This window comes from Pseudomonas citronellolis (genome assembly GCF_001586155.1).
In the GTDB taxonomy this organism is placed as follows: Bacteria; Pseudomonadota; Gammaproteobacteria; order Pseudomonadales; family Pseudomonadaceae; genus Pseudomonas; species Pseudomonas citronellolis.
Map to the genome: position 1 here is coordinate 5,639,902 of NZ_CP014158.1, position 21,575 is coordinate 5,661,476.

Annotated in this window: 20 protein-coding genes; 8 read left to right on the top strand and 12 right to left on the bottom strand. The window is 68.6% G+C overall.

Annotated features, from left to right (window positions below; all coding sequences use genetic code 11):
• Positions 1-265: 265 nt before the first annotated feature.
• The 4 genes from PcP3B5_RS24705 to PcP3B5_RS24720 form a co-directional block, all read right to left on the bottom strand.
• Complete coding sequence (locus PcP3B5_RS24705) at positions 266-1,399, bottom strand: ABC transporter permease (protein ID WP_043312643.1); 1,134 nt, start codon at positions 1,397-1,399, stop codon at positions 266-268.
• A gap of 9 nt (positions 1,400-1,408) precedes the next feature.
• Positions 1,409-2,581 (bottom strand): ABC transporter permease, encoded by a 1,173-nt coding sequence (locus PcP3B5_RS24710; RefSeq protein WP_024128467.1) that lies wholly within the window; start codon positions 2,579-2,581, stop codon positions 1,409-1,411.
• Positions 2,563-3,534, bottom strand: coding sequence for an HlyD family secretion protein (locus PcP3B5_RS24715; RefSeq protein ID WP_061562654.1), 972 nt, complete (start codon positions 3,532-3,534; stop codon positions 2,563-2,565). Before PcP3B5_RS24715 ends, PcP3B5_RS24710 begins: the two co-directional genes overlap by 19 nt.
• Before the next feature lie 86 nt (positions 3,535-3,620).
• A complete protein-coding gene (locus PcP3B5_RS24720) occupies positions 3,621-4,094 on the bottom strand; it encodes a phosphate-starvation-inducible protein PsiE (RefSeq protein WP_009616066.1) in 474 nt (157 codons plus the stop codon).
• 168 nt (positions 4,095-4,262) lie between these two features.
• On the opposite strand from PcP3B5_RS24720, the gene PcP3B5_RS24725 reads away from it, so the two are divergent.
• Together PcP3B5_RS24725 and PcP3B5_RS24730 are read left to right on the top strand one after the other, a co-directional pair.
• The gene (locus PcP3B5_RS24725; RefSeq protein ID WP_024128466.1) at positions 4,263-4,541 is read left to right on the top strand and encodes a DUF3509 domain-containing protein; all 279 of its coding nucleotides are present in this window, start codon (positions 4,263-4,265) and stop codon (positions 4,539-4,541) included.
• A gap of 239 nt (positions 4,542-4,780) precedes the next feature.
• Complete coding sequence (locus tag PcP3B5_RS24730; RefSeq protein WP_009616064.1) at positions 4,781-5,038, top strand: YebG family protein; 258 nt, start codon at positions 4,781-4,783, stop codon at positions 5,036-5,038.
• Positions 5,039-5,318: 280 nt separating this feature from the next.
• Here PcP3B5_RS24730 and PcP3B5_RS24735 read toward each other — a convergent pair whose 3' ends face one another.
• A complete protein-coding gene (locus tag PcP3B5_RS24735; RefSeq protein ID WP_009616063.1) occupies positions 5,319-6,347 on the bottom strand; it encodes a Glu/Leu/Phe/Val dehydrogenase family protein in 1,029 nt (342 codons plus the stop codon).
• A 173-nt stretch (positions 6,348-6,520) separates the two neighbouring features.
• Between PcP3B5_RS24735 and PcP3B5_RS24740 the strand changes: the two genes are divergently transcribed.
• The 3 genes from PcP3B5_RS24740 (at position 6,521) to PcP3B5_RS24750 (ending at position 8,229) form a co-directional block, all read left to right on the top strand.
• Positions 6,521-7,330, top strand: a complete 810-nt coding sequence (locus PcP3B5_RS24740) for a SirB1 family protein (protein ID WP_061562655.1) — start codon at positions 6,521-6,523, stop codon at positions 7,328-7,330.
• Positions 7,331-7,397: 67 nt separating this feature from the next.
• Positions 7,398-7,688, top strand: a complete 291-nt coding sequence (locus tag PcP3B5_RS24745) for a hypothetical protein (protein ID WP_043273381.1) — start codon at positions 7,398-7,400, stop codon at positions 7,686-7,688.
• A gap of 4 nt (positions 7,689-7,692) precedes the next feature.
• On the top strand, positions 7,693-8,229 hold the full coding sequence (locus PcP3B5_RS24750; protein WP_043273136.1) for a helix-turn-helix transcriptional regulator: 537 nt from the start codon (positions 7,693-7,695) through the stop codon (positions 8,227-8,229).
• A 253-nt stretch (positions 8,230-8,482) separates the two neighbouring features.
• On the opposite strand, the gene PcP3B5_RS24755 is transcribed toward PcP3B5_RS24750, so the two are convergent.
• From PcP3B5_RS24755 to PcP3B5_RS24765, 3 genes are all read right to left on the bottom strand, one after another.
• The gene (locus PcP3B5_RS24755; protein ID WP_061562656.1) at positions 8,483-11,002 is read right to left on the bottom strand and encodes a LuxR C-terminal-related transcriptional regulator; all 2,520 of its coding nucleotides are present in this window, start codon (positions 11,000-11,002) and stop codon (positions 8,483-8,485) included.
• Between the two features lie 155 nt (positions 11,003-11,157).
• Entirely contained in the window at positions 11,158-12,528 is a 1,371-nt protein-coding gene (locus PcP3B5_RS24760) for a DUF1329 domain-containing protein (protein WP_061562657.1), read from the bottom strand.
• Positions 12,529-12,551: 23 nt separating this feature from the next.
• Positions 12,552-14,309, bottom strand: a complete 1,758-nt coding sequence (locus tag PcP3B5_RS24765) for a DUF1302 domain-containing protein (RefSeq protein WP_061562658.1) — start codon at positions 14,307-14,309, stop codon at positions 12,552-12,554.
• 228 nt (positions 14,310-14,537) lie between these two features.
• Here PcP3B5_RS24765 and PcP3B5_RS24770 point away from each other — a divergent pair, with 228 nt between their 5' ends.
• The 3 genes from PcP3B5_RS24770 to PcP3B5_RS24780 all read left to right on the top strand — a co-directional run bounded on the left by PcP3B5_RS24770 (position 14,538) and on the right by PcP3B5_RS24780 (position 17,439).
• Positions 14,538-15,344: an AraC family transcriptional regulator gene (locus PcP3B5_RS24770; protein WP_061562659.1), complete on the top strand. Its 807-nt coding sequence runs from the start codon at positions 14,538-14,540 to the stop codon at positions 15,342-15,344.
• Between the two features lie 286 nt (positions 15,345-15,630).
• Positions 15,631-17,052, top strand: a complete 1,422-nt coding sequence (locus tag PcP3B5_RS24775; RefSeq protein ID WP_061562660.1) for an NAD(P)/FAD-dependent oxidoreductase — start codon at positions 15,631-15,633, stop codon at positions 17,050-17,052.
• Between the two features lie 42 nt (positions 17,053-17,094).
• Entirely contained in the window at positions 17,095-17,439 is a 345-nt protein-coding gene (locus tag PcP3B5_RS24780) for a cupin domain-containing protein (protein WP_061562661.1), read from the top strand.
• A 423-nt stretch (positions 17,440-17,862) separates the two neighbouring features.
• Here PcP3B5_RS24780 and PcP3B5_RS24785 read toward each other — a convergent pair whose 3' ends face one another.
• The 4 genes from PcP3B5_RS24785 to PcP3B5_RS24800 form a co-directional block, all read right to left on the bottom strand.
• On the bottom strand, positions 17,863-18,630 hold the full coding sequence (locus PcP3B5_RS24785; RefSeq protein WP_043273383.1) for a crotonase/enoyl-CoA hydratase family protein: 768 nt from the start codon (positions 18,628-18,630) through the stop codon (positions 17,863-17,865).
• 115 nt (positions 18,631-18,745) lie between these two features.
• Positions 18,746-19,657, bottom strand: coding sequence for an SDR family oxidoreductase (locus PcP3B5_RS24790; protein WP_009616054.1), 912 nt, complete (start codon positions 19,655-19,657; stop codon positions 18,746-18,748).
• A 121-nt stretch (positions 19,658-19,778) separates the two neighbouring features.
• Positions 19,779-20,675, bottom strand: coding sequence for an alpha/beta fold hydrolase (locus tag PcP3B5_RS24795; protein ID WP_061562662.1), 897 nt, complete (start codon positions 20,673-20,675; stop codon positions 19,779-19,781).
• On the bottom strand, positions 20,675-21,451 hold the full coding sequence (locus tag PcP3B5_RS24800) for a class II aldolase/adducin family protein (protein WP_061562663.1): 777 nt from the start codon (positions 21,449-21,451) through the stop codon (positions 20,675-20,677). The genes PcP3B5_RS24795 and PcP3B5_RS24800 overlap by 1 nt, the downstream gene beginning before the upstream one ends.
• Positions 21,452-21,575 lie beyond the last annotated feature (124 nt).

A 21,575-nucleotide genomic window follows, 5' to 3' on the forward strand; every position in this document is an offset into this window, starting at 1 on the left:
TCCGCAGCGGCCGGGGACCAAGGTCAAACGGCGGATAACGCCGTAGGCGTTATGCGCCCTACGCAACACCCAGCCATGGCGTAGGGCGAATAACCGTTCGCGGTTATCCGCCGATACACCCAAGCCCATGCCCGGCTTCACGGTCAGGATCGGAGCCCCGTAGGATGGGTCGAGCGAAGCGATACCCATCGCCATGGCCACAGCGAGATCCGCTCCCGCGGGCAGGCAGGGCTTCTCGTAGGAGCGAGCAAGAGCGCTTCGGGGCTCACCAACCCTTGAGCTGGTCCCAGCGCCAGTTGCGGAATTGGTAGATCAGCGTGCCCAGCAGGCCGTAGGCGGCGGCCATGCCCAGCAGCACCAGGATGCGGTCGGAAACCGCCGAGAGCGGCAGGTTCATCTGGTTCATCTCCACCACCGCGCGGATCGCCCAGGTGGAGGGGATGCCGTTGGCCAGCCACTGCACCCACTGCGGCATGGCCTGGGGCGGCCAGGTGAAGCCGGCCATGTAGAACAGCGGCAGGGTGATGAAGGTCATGGTCAGGTACACCGCCTCTTCCGAGGGCAGCAGCTCGGCGAGGAATTCGCTCAGGGCGATCACCGCCAGCAGGAAGGGCAGCACCAGGCCCATGAGCATGAAGAACGAGGCGGTCTGCCGGTAGCCCATGATCCACGGCCAGATCACGTAGAAGAGCATGGCCAGCACCGTCCAGATCAGCAGCTGCGCGGCGTAGCGACCGAAGCGCGTGGACGGCGGCTGGCGCAGCGAGCGCGGGGTGCCGCCGCGCAGGTTGAGGTTCACCCGGGTGCAGGACAGCAGCAGGCTGTGCTGCAGGATCAGCGTCACCAGCCCCGGCAGGACGATGGCGGCGAAGCTGGTGCCGGGGTTGAACAGGTCGGTCAGCTGGCCCACCACCGGGCTCAGCAGCACCTCGGCCTGGCTCGCGCTGAAGCCGTTGTGCAGCAGCAGGTGGGCGTTGTAGCGCAGCGTCAGCTCGTTGTAGGTGGCGCTGATGTCCTGCTGGATCTGCCCGTTGGCCATGCGGTTGGTGGCGTCGCCGAAGATCGGCACGCTCACCGCCTCGCCGCGCAGCACGCGCTTTTCGAAGTCCACCGGGAGGATGACGATGCCGAACAGCCGGCGCCAGGCCAGGTCGTGCTGCGCCGTGGGCAACTCGCTGTAGCTGCGCACGGCGATCTTGGGCGCGGCGTCGAGCAGGCGGATCAACTCGCGGGAGGCGGCGCTGTGGTCCATGTCGATCACCGCCACCGGCAGGTCGTCCATGGTGCGGTGGGCGTAGGGCAAGGTGGTCAGCGCCACCGACAGCACGGTCAGCAGCCACAGCGGTTTGCCCAGCATGTTCTTCAGGGTCTGCCTGAGGACGCTCCAGAAGTTCTCCATGGCGCCTCCTCAGGCCGGGCTCAGGTCGAGGCGCCGGCGCAGGCGCAGCTTGGCGATCATGTAGGCCAGCAGCGGGTAGACCAGCAGCCGGCAGCAGGCGTACAGCCCGGATTCCGGCGGGGCCTGGCGCAGGAACTGGTCGAACAGGCCGTGCAGGGTGTGCGTCAGCGGCTCGGCCAGGCTGATGAAGCGGGCGATCTCGGGCATCGCCAGGTCCGGCAGCAGCACCCCGGAATAGGTCTGCGCCACGCCGATCAGCAGGCCGATCAGCGAGTAGGCGCTGAAGCGGTTGGCGGTGAAGATGAACAGCACCAGGCCGACGCTCTGCGCGGCCATCACGTAGCACACGGTGATCGCCAGCATCCACAGCGGGCTGCCGTTGATCTTCGCGCCGTTGAGCGTCACCAGCAGGAACAGCTCCAGCATCAGCAGCGCGCTGAACAGCAGGGTGTAGGGCGCCAGCTTGCCCAGCAGGCGCACGCCCAGGGCCCGGGCGCGCAGGATGTGCGGCGAGGAGGCGCGCAGCTCCGGGGCCTCGCGGGCCAGCACGTGGACGGTGGCGACTATCACGAACAGCTGCAGCAGGTGCACGATGGCGGCGAACTGCTGGTAGTAGATGTAGTTGCCGCTGGCGTTGAACAGGCTCTCGTAGGCCACGCTGATGCTCGCCAGCTTCGGCAGCGGGGCGCCCGCGCCGGCGGCCAGGTAGGGGCGCAGGTCCTGGTTGACGCCGGCGACCAGGCCGCTGAAGTCCTGGGTGGAATAGAAGCCGGCGGAATAGAACAGCGAGTTGTAGTAGAGCACCGCGCGCGGCTGGCGCCCGGCCAGGGCATCGGCCTCGAAGTCGCGGGGGATGTACAGCAGCGCGTAGTCGTCGGCCGCGCGCAAGCGCCGCAGGCCTTCCTGCAGGCCGCCGCCGAGCACCTCGACCTGGGCGTGGGAACCGGCGTCCAGCTCGCGCACCACGCGCCGCGACAGGTGGCTGTGGTCGGCGTCGACCACCGCCACCGGCATGTCCAGCAGGGTGCCGGCCTGGTAGATGCCGCTGATCAGGGTGAACAGCAGCAGCGGCCACAGCCAGCCGAGCCAGTGGATGGTCCAGCTGCGCACGGCGATGCGCGTCTCGGTGTTGAACGCCTGGGCGAAGCGCAGCAGGTTGCGCCTTATTGCTGCCATTGCCACAGCGCGCTCATCCCCGGACGCAGGCCCTGCACCGCTTGCAGCGGGTACAGGCGGACCTCGAAGGTCTTCAGGTCGAAGTCGCCGGTGGCGCGGGTGGCGCGCTTGGTGGCGAAGTCGCCCAGCGGGGCGATGTAGCGCACCTCGGCCTCCACCTCGGCGTCTCCCAGCGCCGGGATGCGCAGCTTCACCTTGTCGCCCTTGCGCACCTTGGCGAGGATGTCCTCGCGCAGGTTGAACACCAGGTAGCTGTCGGACAGCCGCACCAGGGTCAGCAGCGGGCTGTAGGCGTTGATCAGCTCGCCCTCCTCCGCCGGGATGGGCCCGACCTCGCCGTCCACCGGGGCGAGCACCGCCAGGTCGTCGGTCTGCGCCTGCAACTCGGCGATCTGCGCGTCGGCGCGGCGCACCGCGGCCTGCAGCGCCTGGCGCACTTCCTCGCGGTCGCCGCGCTGGCCCTGGTCGAGGTTGGCCTGGGCCTCGGCCACCTGGTTGCGCGCCACGTCGCGGGCGCGCCGGGTGGTGTCGAGCTGGGCCTGGGAGACGAAGCCGCGGCCGGCCAGTTCCTCGTTGCGCTGGAAGTCCAGCTCGGCGTTGCGCAGCTCGGCCTGGGCCTGCTGCAGGCTGGCCTGGAGGGCGCGCAGGGTTTCCTCGCGGGTGCCGTGCAGGGATTCGTCGAGCTGCGCCTGGGCCTGGCTGCGCCCGGCGCGCAGGGAATCCAGCTGGGCCTGCAGCTCCGGGCTGCTCAGGCTTATCAACAGCTGGCCCTTCCGCACGTCGTCGCCACGCCGCACGTGCAGCGTCTCGACGCGGCCCTTGGCCTTGGAGGCGACTATGACTTCGGTGGCGTCCGCCTCGCCTTGCAGCAGCAAGGGCTGGGTGTGCAGACGCAGGTACAGGGTGATGGAGATGATTACCAGGAGCAGCAGGGGTGCGAACAGCTTCCAGCCCTTCATCGTGCGGGTCTTCCCTCGGCGGCGCGAATTATTCCGATGTTAGTGCATCGCGGCCGCCAAGGGGGCCATTGCTGCTCGAAGCGCCGTCAGCGCTCGTCGTCCTGCAGCAGCGCCTGCTCGCCCTTGCCCGAGGGCGCCGAGGGGAAGCGCGAGGAGGCGTAGCGTACCACCAGGATCGCCAGGGCCAGCAGCAACAGGGCCACCGAGACCAGGATGATGCCGTCGTCGGGCACGTGGTTGTGCTGGATGTCGGCGATCATCAGGCGCGTCAGCGCGGTCATCGCCACGTAGATCAGGAAGCGCACCGGCATGTGGTTGGTCTTGAAGTAGATGCCGACCATGGCGCCCAGTTCGAGGTAGATGAACAGCAGCAGGATGTCGTCGATGCTAGCGTGGCCCTTCTCGAACATCTCGACGAAGGCCACCGCCGCCGACCAGAACACGGTGCCGCCGATGGCGAACAGCGCCAGGTAGTGGAACCCTTCCACCAGCAGGTTGCCCAGCGACTCGGCCATTCCGTGCATCTGTTGGCGCATGCGTTCGGCCCATTGCAGTTTCATCCGTCGACTCCCGGTTCGATAAAGCGATTGTTGGCTTGGTACGTGCAAGACACACGCCATTGACCCTGGGCAGCAATAGCCTGCCGAGGCTGCGGCAATATGAATGCGAACTTTGCTGACGCCTTCCAGTCCATGAAGGGTCACGCCACCACGCAGGCAGGATCGAAGATGGAAAGCCCCTTCCAGGTACTCACCGATGCATTCCAGGCCCAGTTCCGGGTCAATTTCAGCCTCGAACGGCCGGACGGCAGCATCGTGCTGACGCTTTCCACCGAAGCCGGCGTGGCGGCCAAGCGGCTCATCCGCAACGCCCAGCTGCAGGACGCCGAACAGCTGCAACGCCTGATCCAGAGCATCCGCTTCGGCATCGCCATCGAGCAGGGCGACAGCGCCCCGCGCCTGCTGGCGGACATGACCGCCGGCCGCGCCCTGCGCATCGCCTCCTGAGCCTTCCTCCCGCGTGCCCGGCCAGTCTGCCGGGCGCCGCCGCCGCGCGCCATCCACCAGCCCCGCGCCAACTTGTCGCATGCCCTGCCATGGCCCCGCGTGCCCCGAAGCGGTTCGCCGGCCATACTGGCCTTCTGCGATTTCCCTCTTCCCAGGGGCCGGGCGATTGCCTTATGCTTAACTGTATAAATAAACAGTATTTACTCCCCCAGACAGCAAGAAGGCATACGAGGTGATGAATGGCCGTCGAAGTGGTGTACCGCAGCAGCCGCGATCCGGAGCGCCTGTTCATGGATAAGGCAGAAGCCGACCGGCACGACAAGATGCTCGAACTGGCGGAGAACCTCGCCGCCGTCCTGCACAAGGCGGTGCCCTCGCTGAACGAGGAGCAGGTGGAGGAAGTGGGCATCTTCATGGCCCGCCACCGCGACACCTTCGCCCGCGCCTTCAAGAACCAGCCCGACGCCCTCGGCGAGTTGTTTGCGGAAGGGGAATAAGAGGAATGGCGCCTTCCGGCAGTTATGGTGTTTCGGGGTGACTCCGCACCCTCTCCCCAGCCCTCTCCCTGAAGGGAGAGGGGGCTTGTCCGTGCCGAGAGGAGGAATGGTTTCAGCCGGTAATTTCTGTGCTAGCCGGCTAACGCCGAAACATCAACATCTGCCCAACGGTCCCCTCTCCCTTCAGGGAGAGGGTTAGGGAGAGGGAAAGGCGCTTCCCTCATGCAGCAGCGTCCCAGGGAAACTCCATTCGCGACCCAATAGCCCCCGCTGCAGCCTGTCATCCCCCATGTCCATAGAGAATCCGCTCGGCAAGCATGTCCGCCACCCGCGCCGGCGAGCGGTGGTCGGCCTGGGCGTGGGCGAACACCTCGGTGAGGCGGTTGCCGATCTGCGCCAGGTGCGCGGTGATCGCCGGCAGCTCCTGGCCCTGGTGCTGCAGGGCGACGTAGATCAGCCCGCCGGAATTGATCACGTAGTCCGGCGCATAGAGGATGCCGCGGGCTTCCAACTCGTCGGCCACGTCCGGGTGCGCCAGTTGGTTGTTCGCCGCGCCGGCCACCACCGCGCAACGCAGCTGCGCCACCACCGGCGAGCTGAGCACCCCGCCCAGGCCGCAGGGCGCGAGGATGTCGCAGGGCGTGGTCAGCAGCGCCTCGTTGGCGATGGGCTGGGCGCCGAACTGGTCGACGGCCAGCTGCACCTTGCCCGGGTCCAGGTCGCTGACCAGCAGTTCGGCGCCGGCGGCGTGCAGGTGTTCGCACAGGGCGTAGCCCACGTGGCCCAGCCCCTGCACGGCGATGCGCAGGTCTTCCAGGTCGTCGCTGCCCAGGCGCGCCTGGGCGCTGGCGCGGATGCCGGCGAACACGCCCAGCGCGGTATGCGGCGAGGGATCGCCGCCGCGGGTGGTGCTGGTGACGTGCTCGGTGTGCTGGGCGATGCAGTCCATGTCGGCGCTGGAGGTGCCGCTGTCCACCGCCGTGACGTAGGCCCCGCCGAGGCTTTCGATGAAGCGGCCGAAGGCCTCGAACAGCGCGCCGCGGTTGTCCACATGGGGCGCGCGCAGGATCACCGCCTTGCCGCCGCCCTGGCGCAGGCCGGCCAGGGCGGCCTTGTAGCTCATGCCCTGGGCCAGGCGCGCGGCGTCGCGCAGGGCCGCCTCGTCGTTGGGATAAGGCAGGTAGCGGCAGCCGCCCAGGGCCGGGCCCAGGCGGGTGCTGTGGATGGCGATGACGGCCCGCAGCCCGGTGGCCGGGTCGTAGGCGAGGTGCAGTTTCTCTAGCCGGGTGGCTTCCATCATGTCGAACATGGCGGCGCTCCCTTGCTGGCGCGTGAGGGTCGGCCGGCGGCGCCTGCCGCGGCCGGCCCCTTCAGTATAGGCAGAGGCGCCGCGGGCCAGCGGCGGCGCCGACGACCAGCCACGGCGGCTCTGGACGGCGCCCCGGCGCTGCGGGTAAAACGCAGTATCAGCCGGAGAACGCCATGGACCCGCGCCAAGCCTGCCTCGCCTGCCTAGCCCAGGAGCCACCAGCGCTGTTCGAGGCGGCCCTGTGGATAGCCGCCGAGCACGAGCCGCACCTGCCGCCCGAGCAGGCCCTGCGCGTGCTCGACGACCTGCAGCGGCAACTGCAGGCGACGCTGCCCGTGGCCGCCGGCGACATCGAACGGGCCCAGCTGCTGCTGCGCCGGCTGAACGAGCTGGGCTTCGCCGAGGACGACGACGTGCCCCTGCTGGCCCGCGCCGCCCTGCTGCCCCAGGTGCTGCAGCGCCGCCGCGGGCAACCGCTGTCGCTGGCGCTGATCGCCCTGGAGCTGGCGCGCCGCCAGGGCATCGCCCTGCAGGGGGTGAGTTTCCCCGCGCGCTTCCTGCTGCGCGTGCCCGGCGCCGACCACCTGCTCGACCCCGCCACCGGCCGCCGCCTCTACCCCCGCGACTGCCGCGACCTGCTGGCCCGCCACCTGGGCCCGAACGTGGAACTGAGCGCCGCCTTCCTGCGCAGCGCCGAGCCGCGCGAGATGCTCCAGCGCCTGTCGCGCAACCTGCGCCAGTTGCACCAGACCGCCGGCGACCACCTGGCGGCCCTGAAGGACGCCCAGCGCGTGCTGGACCTGGGCGCCGCCAGCGCCGCCGACCACCTGGCCCGCGCCGACCTCTACCACCAACTGGAATGCCCCCAGGCCGAACGCTACGACCTGGAGCGCGCCCTGCTGCTCAGCGACGACCCGGCCGAGCAACTGCGCCTGGGCCAGCGCATCGAGGCGATCGCGGTGCAGAAGAAGGCGTTGCATTGAGAAAACGAGCGCCCGAAAAGGTTGTCAGTTGACAACCCACATGTTCTTTCCTAGGCTGGAGAAGTCAATGCCTCGCAAGAAGCATCCCGACAAGGAAGTGGAAAAGGCGCTGCAATATGCGGAAAGCGCAGGCTGGACGATCATCGAGGGCGGCGGCCATGCCTGGGGCAAGTTGCGCTGCCCCTTCAACTCCAACGATTGCCGCTGCGGCATTCATTGCACGACGAGCATCTGGAGCACGCCCAAAAACCCCGGCAACCATGCCAGGCAGGTCCGCCGGGTGGTGGACAACTGCAGCGGCGGGATGACGGAAACAGCGAAAGAGGCCGAATCGGCAACAGATTCTTCCGAGACCTGAAGCGATGGATTTCGAATTCACCCTCAAGTTCAAGATCGACGCACAGACCGACGAGCAGTTCGACGAGATCGTCGAGCGCCTGGGGGCCGAAGGTTGCACCGACGCGCTCGTGGGCACGGGCATCCCAGGCCTGCTCGGCCTGGACTTCATCCGTGAAGCGAGCAGCGCAGAAGTCGCCATCGTTTCCGCCATCAAGGATGTGCAGCGGGCCATCCCGGGCGCCTCGCTGGTGGAGGTCTCCCCCGACTACGTGGGCCTGAGCGATGTCGCCAGCAAGCTCAGCGTTTCCCGGCAATACATGCTCAAGCTCAGGAACAAGTACCAGGGCACTTTCCCGGTCCCGGCCCATGGCGGCTCGACGCTCATCTGGCACCTGGCCGACATACTCAAGTTCCTTTCCAGCAGCAGCATCATGCGCATCGCCCCGGAAGAAATCGAACTGGCCACCGTGGCCGAGGCCATCAACGCCGCGCTGCTCGCCAACAAGGTTTTCGGCAGGCAGGCGTTGAGCCACGGTCTGCCGGGCTCGCTCGACCTCTAGCCCGAGATAACGGCGGATAACGCTTCGCGTTATTCGCCCTACGACATTTGGGCGTACCAGCGCGATGGGTATCGCTTCGCTCCACCCATCCTACGAAAACACGCCTGAGCCCCCCCTACCCTCCGGCATACACGACGCCCCGTAGGATGGCGTTGAGCGAAGCGATACCCATCAGGGCAACCGCATGGGTTTCGCAAGCTCAACCCATCCTACGAAAAGCACCTCGGCTCAGCCGGCAAGGGCCTCCAGGGCATCAGGCTTTGAGCAGCCCCAGCTCCTTGGCCCGGGCCACGGCCTGGGTGCGGCGTTCGACGCCGAGCTTGCCGTTGATGCGCCGGGCGTGGGTTTTCACGGTGTGCAGGGAGATGAACAGCCGCTCGCCGATCTCCAGGTTGGAGCAGCCGCGGGCGATCAGTTCCAGCACCGACAGTTCGCGCAGGCTGAGCAGCGGCGCCGGGCGTTCGCCGGCCTGTTCGGCCAAGCGTTCCGGCAGGCGCTGGCGGGCGTCTTCCAGTATCGCTTCCAGGCCGTGGCGGCGGGCCAGTTCCAGGCCTTCCTGCCAGCAGTCGCGGGCCTGTTCGTCGGCGCCGGCGGCGGCATGGGCCAGCGCCAGCCCCAGCAGGACCTCGCAGACCAAGGCCATGCGCCCCTGCCGCTGCATTTCCGCCAGCAGGTTCGACAAGCGCTCCAGCGCCCGTTGCGCCTGGCCGTCCTGGATATCCGCCATGGCCAGCTGGCATTCCACCCGCAGCAGCAGGTCGACCGCCGAGGCCGGCGCGCTGCGGCCTTCCTCGCGGTAGCGGCCGAGCACCCGGGTGAAGATTTCCCGGGCCTGGGCGGTCCGCCCCTGGCGCAGGCCGAGGGTGCCGCCGGCCAGCAGCAGCGGGCCGCGGTAGACCGCTTCGGGGATGTGCTGCAGTTGCATCTGCCGCTCGGCTTCGAGCAGGCGGTTGAACGCCACGTCGAACTGGCCCTGGCGCGCATCCAGCATCGCCAGGCCGATGTAGCCGTACAGGGCGCAGGGGTCAAGGTTGCGCTGCGCGCCGCGCAGGCCATCCTGCATCAGCTGGCGCGCCTCGGCCGGGCGGCCCTGGTGGTAGCACGCCCAGCCCAGGCGCAACTGCGCGCGGCAGGCCACCGGGCAGCCGCTCTGGTGCCGTTCGGCCAGGGTGTCGAGCATGCGCCGCAGCAGGGCTTCGGCGCGCGGCAGCTCGCCGCGCTGGGCCAGCAGGTAGGCGTGGTCGATCTCCAGGTAGGCCTCGAAGATGGCGCTGCCGCGGGCGCGGGCCAGCTTCAGGGCGTCGCGGTTGAGCAGGCGGGCCTCGTCCAGGCGGCCGTCGATCAGCGCCAGTTGGCTGAGCGCGGACAGGCTGATCAGGCGCTGCGCCCAGGCTTCGTCCGGCAGGTCGTCCAGGGCGGCCTGCAGCAGCGGCGCGGCCTCGCGGCGGCCACGGGCGTGGGCGAGCATGCCGGCCAGGCCCAGCCACTGTGCCACCAGTGCCCGCTGGCGCGCCTCGCCGGGCAGCGGCAGGAAGCGCGAGAAGGCCGCCAGCTGCGCCTCGACTTCGTCCAGGCGCCCGCCGAAGAGCAGCGCCCAGGCATTGAGGATCAGCAGGCGCGGCGTGCTCGCCAGCAGCTCTTCCGGCAGTTCCTCGCGCAAGCGCAGCACCCGCGCCACGTTGTGTCCTTGCAGCAGTTGTTCTTCGGTCAGGCGCTGCAGCAGGCTGGCGGCGACGTCGGGTTGCTCGGCGCGCACTGAGTGTTCGAAGGCGGCGTGAATGTCGCCCTGCTGGCTGTACCACTGGCAGGCCCGGCGGTGCAGGCTGCAGGGCGAGCCGTGGCCCATGTCGGCGAGTTCGTCGGCCAGCAGCGGCGGCAGGCGGTACCAGGCGCCGGCGCCCTCCTCGCGCTGCAGGCCGACGCCGCGTTCGAGCAGGGCCTCGAGAACGCCGGGCTGCTCCTCGAAGAGGTATTCGGCCAGGGAGGTGCAGCAGCGGGTGAGCCGCGCCAGGTCGCAGAGCACCTCCGCCAGCGGCGCCGGCAGGGCGTCGAGGATTTCCCGCTGCAGGTATTCGCGCAGCAGCGGGCGGCCGGCCTCGGCCAGTTGCCCGGGCGAGGGCGTGCCCGCCTCGGCCGGCCAGCCGAGCAGGCGCAGGCGGATGCCGGCGCACCAGCCGTCGGTCTGCTCCAGCAGCGCCAGGCGCAGTTCCTCCGGCCAGTCGCGGCCGTTGCGCAGCAGGAAGGCTTCCAGCTCGGCGGCGTCGAAGCCCAGTTCCGCCGCGCCCAGCTCCAGCAGTTCGCCCTCCAGCAGCAGGCGCGCCAGGTTGCACGCCGGGCGCCGCCGACTGGCCAGCCACCAGGACACCCAGGGCGAAGCCTGGGCCAGCAGACGGTCGAGGCAGGCGTCCAGCGCGGCATCGGGTTCGCGGGGGTAGTCGTCGAGCATGATCCACAGCGGCTCGCTACAGTCGCGCAGGCGGCCGAGCACCTCGGCCTCGCCGACCGGCCCCAGGCCCAGGGCCTCGCCCAGGCGCCGGCACAGGGCCGCGGCGTCGAGGGCCTCGCCGCCCAGCGCCAGCCAGGCGATGCGGGTGCCCGCCGGGGCGGCGCGCGCGCACTCGCCCAGCAGCACGGTCTTGCCGTGCCCCAGGGGCGCGAGCAGCAGGCGCAGGCGGTGTTCCTCGTGCAGCAGGGCCTGGCGCAGGCGTGCGCGCGGCAGATGCTGCGGTGGCAGGCGGGGCAGCGAAGCGAGGGTGGCGACAGCGTCGATCATGGGCGGGGTCCGACCGATTCTGACGTTCGAGACTAGTCAGCAGTCGGGCCCCAGGGAAGGGCTATCAGCCGGATGTATGTAGCGACATATCACCCTTTGGCATTACAGGAAGGTACATGGCCGGCGGCAACCCCCGCCGCCGGCCATGGCCCGGCTCAGCGCACGCCTTCGTTGCGCAGCGCCGCCGGGGTGTAGTCGGCCATGCTGGCCTTGATGCCGAAGCGGTAGCCGCTCTTCTCTTCGTTGAACAGGCCCAGGGCCAGGTAGCGGCCGGCGATCACGTCGTAGATCACCTCCGGCACGTAGCCGCCGGCCTGGTGCACGTAGTTGAACATCTGGTGGCCTTCGGAAACGCGCCACAGCTGGCCGCGGCCGTCGTAGTGGTCGACTTCGGCGATCTGCCAGCTGTCCTCGTCTATGTACATGTGGCGCTTGGCGTAGATGTGCCGCTCGCCCGGCTTCACGGTGCCCACCACTTCCCACACGCGGTGCAGCTCGTAGCGCGTCAGGTCCTGGTTGAGGTGGCCGGCCTTGACGATGTCGTCGTACTTGTAGGTCGGCAGGCCCAGCTTGTAGCTGTTGTAGGGGATGTACAGCTCCTTCTTGCCCACCAGTTTCCAGTCGTAACGGTCCGGCGCGCCGGAGAACATGTCGAAGTTGTCCGAGGTGCGCAGGCCGTCGGCGGCGGTGCCGGGGCCGTCGTAGGCCACCTGCGGGGCGCGCCGCACGCGGCGTTGGCCAGCGTTGTAGATCCACGCCAGGCGCGGCTCCCTGACCTGGTCGAGGGTCTCGTGCACCAGCAGCACGTTACCGGCCAGGCGCGCCGGCGCCGTTACCGACTGCTTGAAGTACAGCAGGATGTTACTGACCTTGGCGAGGTCCACGTCGCCCATGTTCTGCGGGAAGGCCACGGTCTCCTCGAAGCGGATCGGCGTGTAGCTGCCGTTGGTCTGCGGGGTGACCTGGACCACGGTGCGCGCCAGGTTGCCGCCGCGGTAGCGGGTGATATGGTTCCACAGCACCTCGACGCCGTTCTTCGGCAGCGGGAAGGCGTAGTAGCGGCTCTTGTCGAAGTTGGCCAGGCCGTTGCCGTCGTTGATCGGCTGCACGTTCACCGCGCTGGTCTTGACCGCCTGGTAGATCTCCGCCGGCTGCGAGAAGGTGCGGTGGGTCTTGTACACCGGGATGCGGTAGGTGTCCGGGTAGCGCTTGAACAGCGCCACCTGGCCGTCGGTGAGCTTGTCCCGGTACTGGTCGACGTTCTGCGCGGTGATGGTGAACAGCGGCTTCTCGCCGGCGAAGGGGTCGCTGAGGAAGCCGCGGGCGTCCTCGCTGCCGGCGCTCTTGTCGATGCCGCCGGTCCAGGCCGGGATGCTGTCGTCGGCGTTGCCTTCCTTCTGCGCGCCCATGGGCGTGAGGCTGGTGCCGAGCTTGGCCGCCTCGTCCGCGGACACCGCCGCCATCACGGCGCCGGAGAGCAGGCTCAGGGCCAGGGCGCCGCATTGCAGGATTCGTATCTTGTTCATCTTTCCTGTCCTTGACTGACCGATCAGAAGTTCACACCGAAGCTGACGGCGATGAAGTCGCGATCGTTGATCGGGTTGTAATCGCCACCGAAGAAATCGGTATAGCTGATGCTGGCGGTATAGGTGTTCTGGTAGTCCGCATCCAGGCCGACGCTGACCGCCTTGGCGCCTTCGCTGAAGTTCGGGCCGTAGCCGTGCACGTCGTGGGACCAGGCCAGGTTCGGCTTGAAGTTGATGCCGGCGATGACGTTGGGGTAGTCGAGGATGCCGCGCACGCGGTAACCCCAGCTGCTGCTGGTGTAGAAGCCCTTGTTGTTGCACTCGCCGGGATTGGCGGTGTTCAGCAGGCCCTGGCACAGGGAGTTGTTGGGCAGCTCGCCGATGCCCCAGATGGAGTCGCGGCCGAAGCGCAGCTCGCTGTCGTCGATGCCGCTGATGTGGTTGTAGCCCACCTCGCCGACCACGGTCAGGCGTTCGGCGGCCAGCACCTGGTCGAAGAACTGCGTCACCGTCACCTGGGCCTGGGTCACCGGCTTGCGTTCGTAGCCGTGGATCACCTCGCCGGCGGTGGGGGTGGCGGCGCCGCTGGCATAGATGGGGTTGCCGAACAGGGTGGTCGGGTAGAGCGCGGCCACGGTCAGGTCGGTGCTGTTGAGCTGCAGCGGCATGTTCGGCCGGTAGCTGACCTCGCCGGCCACCGAGGTGCCGCCGATGTTGGTCTGGAAGCTCAGGCCGTAGAGGCGGATGTCCTCCGGGTACTCGATCAGGTACTGCGCGCTGGCCTCGCCGGTGGCGGCGTTGGCGGTGGCCAGGCCTTGTCCGGCGATGGTGCTGAAGACCGGGTTGCGGCTGTGGTAGTTCATCACGTAGGCGCCGAACTCGGTGTCGTTCAGCTCCGCCGCGTACCAGCGCAGGGCCAGGCCCCACTGGCCGCCGTCGCGGGCGGTGTTGTCGCCGGAGCGCGCCAGGTAGCGGTAGCCGCTGGCCGGGTCGGTGTCGAAGTCGCTGCCGGCGTAGACCAGGCGGTTGCAGCCGTTGGCCGCCACGTCGGTGGTGGAGAAGAAGGTGCCGCAGTTGTCGACCACGGTCTTCTCCCACTTCAGCTGGTAGAAGCCCTCGGCGGTGAGGCTGTCGGTCAGGCCCTGGGACATGTAGAACATGCTCACCGGGATCAGGCCTTCCTTGATCTCCGCGCCGGGGCGGCGGAAGGCGGCGACGTCGACCGGGTTGATGCTGTTGATGGAGTTCTGGATGAAGGTGCTCTCGCCCCAGCTCACCACCTGCTTGCCCAGGCGCACGGTGCCGGGCAGGTCGCCGATGCTGTACTTGTGGTAGATGAAGGCGTCCAGCAGTTCGGCGCCGGAGGAGCGCGCGCCCATGCTGCGGCCCTGGTCGCTGATGTCGTACAGCTCGCGGTGCTCGTCCTTCAGCTCGAAGTCGTACCAGTACTTGCCGCGGACGAAGACGCCGGTGTCGCCGTACTTCAGCTCCAGGTCGTGGATGCCCTTGAAGATCTTCGAGAAGGTCTCGCCCTTCTTGAAGTTCAGGCGGCCGTCGTCGGAGGTCTGCGACGAGGCGCGGCCGCCGTTGCGGGCGCCGACGTATTCCGAGTCGGCGTCGCGCAGCCCCCAGCTGGCCCCCACGGACAGCGTCGAATCCAGCTGCCCCTCGATTTCCCCGATGTTGAACGAGACGGCCCCGGCCTGGGTGGCGCAACCCAGGGCTACAGCAGCGGCCAGCAGTTTCGGTTGGAACGATACGCGCCTTGTTTTTGTTGTCATTCGGCACTCCTGACGGTGTCTAGGCGGCTACACGCTACTCAGCCGGCCCGGTCGCGACCAAGCGCACCAAGGAGGTATTTGCACTGTCAGCCGAAAGAGTGAATCCCCCCTCTGCGACGGCCCCGGGCGGCCACCATTGACGCCGGGCATGGCCCATCATGCAGTGCCTGGATGATAGCGGGGCCTCCCCCCTACCCGAGCGCGCCGCTCTGCGGCATCCTGTGCGCCATGCAAGCGACCCACCCGACCCCGGCCGACAGCCACCTCACCCCGAGCACCCGCGACGTGGTGCAGCGCTACCACGACAGCTGGAAGCGCCGCGACCTGGACGCGGCGCTGGCGCTCTACCATCCCGAGGTGGAATACAACGACTACTTCCAGAACCGCCGCATGGGCCTGGCGGACCTGCGCGAGTACGTCACCCAGACCATGCCCAGCCGCCCGGACGAATTCCTCGACCACATCGACCGCATCCGCGTCGACGGCGACACGGCCTTCATCCAGTACCGCACCGCCATCACCCTCAGCGGGCGCCTGGCGGTGTTCCACTCCAGCGAAGCCATCAGCGTGCGCGACGGGCTGATCTGGCGCATCAACGAATACGCCACCCTGGTCCGCGAGGACGCCCCGGGCGCCGCACGCGCCTCCGGCGACAGCCGCCCGCCGGCCAGCCGCCTGGGCCTGTCGCCGCGCCAGCTCAGCCAGCTGGCCGCGGACCTGGAGGAATACTTCCACAAGGCCCAGCCGTACCTCGCGCCGGACCTGGACCTGTCGCAGGTGGCCGGCGCTACCGGCTACACACGCAACCAGATTTCCTACCTGCTCAACCAGGTGATGGGCCTGAGCTTCTACCAGTACGTCAACCAGAAGCGCCTGCAGCACCTGCTGAAACAGTTGCGCCCGGCCACCTCGGCGCGCATCGACGAGCTGGCCTTCTCCGCCGGCTTCAACTCGCTGTCGGCCTTCTACCGCTGCTTCCGCCAGCAGACCGGGCTGTCGCCGCGGGAATACCTCAAGCGGATGGAAAACCCGTAACGCCGAGGCGCTCTTCGTAGGATGGGTTGAGCTTACGAAACCCATGCAGTCGCGGTGATGGGTATCGCTTCGCTCAACCCATCCTACGACGGCGTTTCTGCTGCACCTCCTAGGAGCGGACCTTGTCCGCGATAGCCGGGCGTCCCGGCGCGTTTCGCGGATGAGATCCGCTCCTACAATTGCCGTCAGCCGGCTTTTCCCCGCGTACCCGCGCACACGACAGGAAGCCCCGGCGCTTCTAGGCTTGCGCACATTCCCCATCACCCTTCTGCCCGGAGTCGCCCCTATGTCGGCATGGCGCCATATCAGCCTGTGGATGAACCAACTGGACGACGACTTCATCGCCCGCCCGGCCCTGGAAGGCGCCCTGGAGGTCGACGTGGCCATCGTCGGCGCCGGCTATACCGGGCTGTGGACGGCCTATTACCTGAAGACCCGCGCGCCGCAATTGAAGGTCGCCATCCTCGAAGCCGAGACCGCCGGCTTCGGCGCCTCCGGGCGCAACGGCGGCTGGCTGATGGGCGCGCTGCTGGGCGAGGACCGCCTGGTGGGCCGCATGCCCGAGCCGCGCCGCCGCGAGACCTGGGACCTGCTGCACGGCATCCCCGACGAGGTGGCCAGGGTGCTGGAACACGAAGGCATCGACTGCGACTACCGCAAGGGCGGCGTGCTCTATTGCGCGGCGCGCTACCCGGAACAGGAACGCCGCCTGCGCCAGTACCTGGCCGACCTGCGCCACGAGGGCCTGGGCGAGGACGACTACCGCTGGCTGTCGAAGGCCGAACTGGACGGACAGCTGCGCATCCCCAGCGCCCTGGGCGCGCTCTACACCCCGCACTGCGCCACCATCGACCCGGCCAAGCTGGCCCGCGGCCTGGCCCGCGCGGTGGAGCGCCTGGGCGTGCAAGTGTTCGAGAAGAGCCGCGTCAGCCACTGGCAGCCCGGCCTGCTGCGCACCGACAAGGGCAGCGTGAAGGCCCACTGGATAGTGCCGGCGGTGGAAGGCTACGCCGCCGCCCTGCCACCCCTGGGCAACTACCAGCTGCCGGTGCAGAGCCTGCTGGTGGCCACCGAGCCGCTGCCCGAGTCGGTATGGGCGGAGATCGGCCTGGAGCACGGCCAGGCCTTCAGCGAGTTCAGCCGCCAGGTCACCTACGGCCAGCGCACCCGGGACAACCGCCTGGCCTTCGGCGCCCGCGGCGGCTACCGCTTCGGCGGCAAGCTGCGCAGCGATTTCAGCCTCGACGACGACGAGGTCGGCCTGCGCCGCTACCTGTTCGGCGAGCTGTTCCCGCAGCTCAAGGACGTGAAGATCACCCACACCTGGGGCGGCAACCTGGGCATGTCGCGGCGCTTCCACCCGCACATGCTGATCGACCGCCGCAACGGCATCGCCCTGTCCGGCGGCTACGGCGGCGAAGGCGTGGGCGCCACCAACCTGGGCGGGCGCACCCTGGCCGACCTGATCCTCGGCAACGACAGCCTGGAGACCCGGCAGAACTGGGTGATCCACGACCGCGCCATGACCGACGCCCTGCGCGCCTGGGAACCCGAGCCGTGCCGCTGGCTGGGCTACAACGCGATCATCCGCAGCTTCGTCCACGAGGACGAGGTGCTGGCCAACCCCAACACCCCGGCCTGGCGCCGGCAACTGGCGGAAAGACTCGCCGCCGGCATGGAAGGCCTGATGACCTGGAAGGTCGGCTGAAGCCGGCCGCCCCCTTTGCACCGACAACCCACTGGAGCCCCGATGAAGATCACCCACCTCAAGGACACCCCCAACGCGCCCCTGGGCGAAGCCAGCCCGGTCGGCGTGCCGCTGGGCGAGCCGGTCTCGCACACCCGCATGGCCGAAGTGGAACGCCCCGACCAGGTCGACACCGGCATCTGGGAATGCACCCCGGGCCGCTGGCGCCGGCAGATCGTCGAGCAGGAGTTCTGCCACTTCATCAGCGGCCGCGGCACCTTCACCCCGGACGACGGCGAGCCCATCGCCTTCCAGGCCGGCGACGCCTTCCTGTTGCCGCAGAACAGCCTGGGGGTGTGGGACATCCAGGAGACGGTGCGCAAGACTTACGTGATCATCAAGCGCTGAGGCGCTCTTCGTAGGATGGGTTGAGCTTGCGATACCCATCAGGCCATGGCGATGGGTATCGCTTCGCTCAACACCATCCTACGACGGGGTTCGTCCTGCCATGTAGGAAGCGAGCTTGCTCGCGAATGGAGTTTCCCTGGGACGCCGCTGCATGAGGGAAGCGCCTTTCCCTCTCCCTAACCCTCTCCCTGAAGGGAGAGGGGACCGTTGGGCAGATGCTGATATCTCGGCGTTAGCCGGCTAGCACAATGATTACCGGCTGAAACCATTCCTCCTCTCGGCACGGACAAGCCCCCTCTCCCTTCAGGGCGGGGCGCGCAGCCGAGGGCTGGGGAGAGGGGACGGAGTCAACCCGAAACACTGCAATCACCGGGAAACTCCATTCGCGAGCAAGCTCGCTCCTACGAAAAGCAACCCTGCCCCTCAGAACTTCCCATGCCGCCCCTCCCCCCGCGCGAAGCGTTGCGCCCCGGCCTGGGTCTCGCCGCTGAGAATCACCATCAGCCCACCCTGGAATTCATTCGCCATGGCCACGTCGAACGACTGGTTCCACTGCGCATAGACGCTGTCGCGGTCGGCCAGCATGCAGGCCTGGGGGAAGTCGGCGATCTGCCGGGCCAGGTCCTCGGCGGCGGCGCGGGCTTCGCCCTTGGCCACCACGCGGTTGGCCAGGCCCATGCCCAGGGCTTCCTGGGCGGCGACCGGGCGGCCGGTGAGGATCAGGTCCAGCGCCCGGCCCTGGCCGATGATGCGCGGCAGGCGCACGGTGCCGCCGTCGATCAGCGGCACGCCGAAGCGCCGGCAGAACACCCCGCACACCGCGTCCTCGGCCATCACCCGCAGGTCGGCCAGCAGCGCCAGCTCCAGGCCGCCGGCCACGGCGTAGCCCTCGATGGCGGCGATCAGCGGCTTGTTCAGGTGCATGCGGCTGGGGCCCATGGGGGCGTCGCCTTCCATTTCCAGGCGGTTGCGCCGCTCGCTGCCCTCGGCCACCGCGGCGAGGTCGGCGCCGGCGCAGAAGGTGCCGCCGGCGCCGGTGAGCACCGCCACCTTCGCCTGCTCGTCGGCCTCGAAGGCGCGCAGGGCCTCGGCCAGGGCGTCGGCGGTGGGCCGGTCGACCGCGTTGCGCGCCGCGGGGCGGTCGATGATCAGGGTGGTTACCGGGCCGTTGTGCTCGACGATCACGCTCATGCTGGACTCCAGGCTGACGGAAAGGACGAAGGCCGGCTTGCGCCGGCCTTCCACCTTACTGCGTCATGGCGCGCGGAGCAGCACCCCGGCCGTTCCGCCCGTCTGCCTGTCGCGATCAGCCGACGTATTTCTGCAGGTTGGCCATCATCTCGCGCAGGGCCTCGACGTTGTCCGCCGGGTGCACGGCGTTCTCGAAGCTGCTGATCTGCTGCCAGTGCGCCGCCACGTCCTCGGCGTCGAAGCCTTCGCGCGGGTCGAAGCCGAAGCCCAGGCTGCGCTCCCAGCGCACCTTGCCCATCCAGCCGCCGCCCACTTCATACAGGCCGGAGGTGTCCTGGCAGGCCTCGCTGCCCAGGTAGACCACCAGCGGGCTGACCAACTCGGGCTTGAGCTGCTCGAACACCTGCGGCGGGATCAGCCCCTCGGTCATGCGGGTGCCGCCGGTGGGGGCGATGGCGTTGACCAGGATGTTGCTCTTGCGGCCCTCCAGGGCCAGGGTGCGGGTCAGGCCGTAGAGGCCGAGCTTGGCCATGCCGTAGTTGCTCTGCCCGAAGTTGCCGTAGATGCCCGAGGTGGAGGCGGTGAAGATAACCCGCCCGTAGCCCTGCTCGCGCATCAGCGGCCAGGCGGCGCGGGTCACCTTGTAGGCGCCCTCGACGTGGACCTTGTAGACCAGGTCCCAGTCGGCGTCTTCCATCTTGTGGAAGGTCTTGTCGCGCAGGATGCCGGCGTTGTTCACCACCACGTCGACGCGGCCGAAGGCTTCCACGGCCTCGCGCACGATATTCTCGCCGTCGGTCACCGAGTCGTGGTTGGCGATGGCGGTGCCGCCGGCGGCGCGGATCTCCGCCACCACGCGGTCGGCGGCCGAAGCGTTGGCGCCCTCGCCATGGGTACTGCCGCCCAGGTCATTCACCACCACCTTGGCGCCATGTTTGGCGAACAGCAGGGCGTGGGCACGGCCAAGGCCGCCGCCGGCACCGGTGACGATCACGACCTTGTCGTCGAAACGAACGGCATCACTCATGGTTGGTACTCCCAGGCAGGTTGATGGCTACGGAGTGTCAAACAGACGTTTGACGGTCACAACCAAGACGCCGGGCCTGAATATGCCGCGATAAGGTCCGGGGATGATGCCGGCGGCCCCTTCAGGCCGCCGGCTGCACCTGCCCCGCCAGGCGCGTGCGGAACGCCAGGTAGTGCGCCAGCACCTGCTCCGGCGCCTCGGTCTGCGGGTAGTGGCCGATACCGTCGAGCATCACCGTGTCCGGCCGCGGGATCAACTGGCGGTAGCGCTCGACCATGTGCGCGCCGGAGATCGGGTCCACGGGCCCGTCGATCAGCCGCAGCGGCACGGAGGTGCGCTGCATGGCGCCCACCCAGCGCTCGCGGTGTTCGCGGCGGTCGAGGATGTAGTGGACCAGCCGGTGCATCACCTTCGGCCCGTCGTTGCAGGCGATCAGGCTCCAGAACGCGTCCAGCTCCTCCTCGCTCGGCCGGGTGCGCGGGCCGAACACCTTGGCGAAGTTGGCGGCCAGCTTGCCACGGTCGAAGAAGCGCCCGAAGAAGCCGCCCAGCGGGCTGAGCAGCAGCTTCTGCGAGAGCACCGGGCGGTGCGTCTCGGGGAACAGCCCGCCATTGAGGAACACCAGCGAGGCCAGTTGGATTTGTCCTTCCAGGTGCCGCGCCAGCAGTTCCTGGCCGACGCTGTTGCCGTAGTCGTGGACCAGCAGGTGCACGGGCTGGCGCACGTCCAGATGGGCCAGCAGCGCCTGCTGCAGGTCGGCCTGTTCATGGATGCGGTAGGCGTGGTTGCGCGGCTTGGCAGAATCGCCGAAGCCGAGCATGTCGCAGGCGATCACCCGGTAGCGCCCGGCCAGCGGCTGCCACAGCTTGTTCCAGTCCCAGGAGGCGCTGGGGAAGCCGTGGATCAGCAGCAGCGGCTCGCCCGCGCCGGCCTCCCAGTAGCGGATGGCGTGGCCGTTGAAGTCGAAGGTGCGCCCCTGCGCGCGCCAGTCGCGCAGGGGGATGGCGATGCCGGCCATCAGTCGCGGTAGCCGGGGTTCTGCAGGTCGAGCTTGCGCAGCAGCGCCGGCCAGGCCAGGCCCCCGCCCATGCCCTGGGAGGTCTTCATCACCCCGGCGACCATGGCCCGGGCGCCGTCGAGGATCTGCTGCGGGATGCGGATCAACTCGCCACCGCCGCTCTGCGCCATCACCTGCGCCTCGCAGGCGCGCTGCAGGGTGAACATGCCGAGGAAGGCGTCGGCCACGGTGCCGAAGGCGGTGAGCAGGCCGTGGTTGGGCAGGATCATGAAGTGCTTGTCGCCCAGGTCGACCTGCAGGCGGGCCTTCTCGTCGTGGTTCAGGGCCACGCCCTCGTAGCCGTGGTAGGCCAGGCTGGAGAGCACGAACAGCGACTGCTGCGACAACGGCAGCAGGCCGTTCTTCTGCGCCGACACGGCGATGCCGGCGGGGGTGTGGATGTGCAGCACGCAACCGACGTCGTGGCGCACCTCGTGCACGGCGCTGTGGATGGTGTAGCCGGCGGGGTTGATGTCGTAGGGGCTGTCCATCAGCTTCTTGCCGGCCAGGTCCACCTTCACCAGGCTGGAGGCGGTAATCTCGTGGAACATCATGCCGTAGGGGTTGATGAGGAAGTCCTCGGTGCCGGGGACCTTGGCCGAGATGTGGGTGAAGATCAGGTCGTCCCAGCCGTACAGGGCGATCAGCCGGTAGCAGGCGGCGAGGTCGACGCGGGTCTGCCATTCGGCCTCGGAGACCTGGTCTTTCACGGAAGGTGCGGGAGCGGCGGCGTTCATGGGGCGGTCCTCATCGTTGTTGTTGTTCGATGGGGCCAGTCTAGTCAGGCGAAGGCCGCGGGACTGTCGGGGGTCTGACAGTCCTATCCCACACAGCAAATGACGGCCCCGTAGGATGGGTTGA

Excerpts from the sequence above, each read along its gene's own strand:
- PcP3B5_RS24705 (WP_043312643.1), bottom strand. The coding sequence starts at position 1,399 with ATGGAGAACTTCTGGAGCGTCCTCAGGCAGACCCTGAAGAACATGCTG.
- PcP3B5_RS24775 (WP_061562660.1), top strand. The coding sequence starts at position 15,631 with ATGTCGGCATGGCGCCATATCAGCCTGTGGATGAACCAACTGGACGAC.
- PcP3B5_RS24735 (WP_009616063.1), bottom strand. The coding sequence starts at position 6,347 with ATGTTCGACATGATGGAAGCCACCCGGCTAGAGAAACTGCACCTCGCC.
- PcP3B5_RS24745 (WP_043273381.1), top strand. The coding sequence starts at position 7,398 with ATGCCTCGCAAGAAGCATCCCGACAAGGAAGTGGAAAAGGCGCTGCAA.
- PcP3B5_RS24795 (WP_061562662.1), bottom strand. The coding sequence starts at position 20,675 with ATGGCCGGCATCGCCATCCCCCTGCGCGACTGGCGCGCGCAGGGGCGC.
- PcP3B5_RS24755 (WP_061562656.1), bottom strand. The coding sequence starts at position 11,002 with ATGATCGACGCTGTCGCCACCCTCGCTTCGCTGCCCCGCCTGCCACCG.
- PcP3B5_RS24765 (WP_061562658.1), bottom strand. The coding sequence starts at position 14,309 with ATGACAACAAAAACAAGGCGCGTATCGTTCCAACCGAAACTGCTGGCC.
- PcP3B5_RS24730 (WP_009616064.1), top strand. The coding sequence starts at position 4,781 with ATGGCCGTCGAAGTGGTGTACCGCAGCAGCCGCGATCCGGAGCGCCTG.
- PcP3B5_RS24750 (WP_043273136.1), top strand. The coding sequence starts at position 7,693 with ATGGATTTCGAATTCACCCTCAAGTTCAAGATCGACGCACAGACCGAC.
- PcP3B5_RS24720 (WP_009616066.1), bottom strand. The coding sequence starts at position 4,094 with ATGAAACTGCAATGGGCCGAACGCATGCGCCAACAGATGCACGGAATG.
- PcP3B5_RS24785 (WP_043273383.1), bottom strand. The coding sequence starts at position 18,630 with ATGAGCGTGATCGTCGAGCACAACGGCCCGGTAACCACCCTGATCATC.
- PcP3B5_RS24770 (WP_061562659.1), top strand. The coding sequence starts at position 14,538 with ATGCAAGCGACCCACCCGACCCCGGCCGACAGCCACCTCACCCCGAGC.
- PcP3B5_RS24715 (WP_061562654.1), bottom strand. The coding sequence starts at position 3,534 with ATGAAGGGCTGGAAGCTGTTCGCACCCCTGCTGCTCCTGGTAATCATC.
- PcP3B5_RS24740 (WP_061562655.1), top strand. The coding sequence starts at position 6,521 with ATGGACCCGCGCCAAGCCTGCCTCGCCTGCCTAGCCCAGGAGCCACCA.
- PcP3B5_RS24780 (WP_061562661.1), top strand. The coding sequence starts at position 17,095 with ATGAAGATCACCCACCTCAAGGACACCCCCAACGCGCCCCTGGGCGAA.
- PcP3B5_RS24725 (WP_024128466.1), top strand. The coding sequence starts at position 4,263 with ATGGAAAGCCCCTTCCAGGTACTCACCGATGCATTCCAGGCCCAGTTC.
- PcP3B5_RS24760 (WP_061562657.1), bottom strand. The coding sequence starts at position 12,528 with ATGAACAAGATACGAATCCTGCAATGCGGCGCCCTGGCCCTGAGCCTG.
- PcP3B5_RS24790 (WP_009616054.1), bottom strand. The coding sequence starts at position 19,657 with ATGAGTGATGCCGTTCGTTTCGACGACAAGGTCGTGATCGTCACCGGT.
- PcP3B5_RS24800 (WP_061562663.1), bottom strand. The coding sequence starts at position 21,451 with ATGAACGCCGCCGCTCCCGCACCTTCCGTGAAAGACCAGGTCTCCGAG.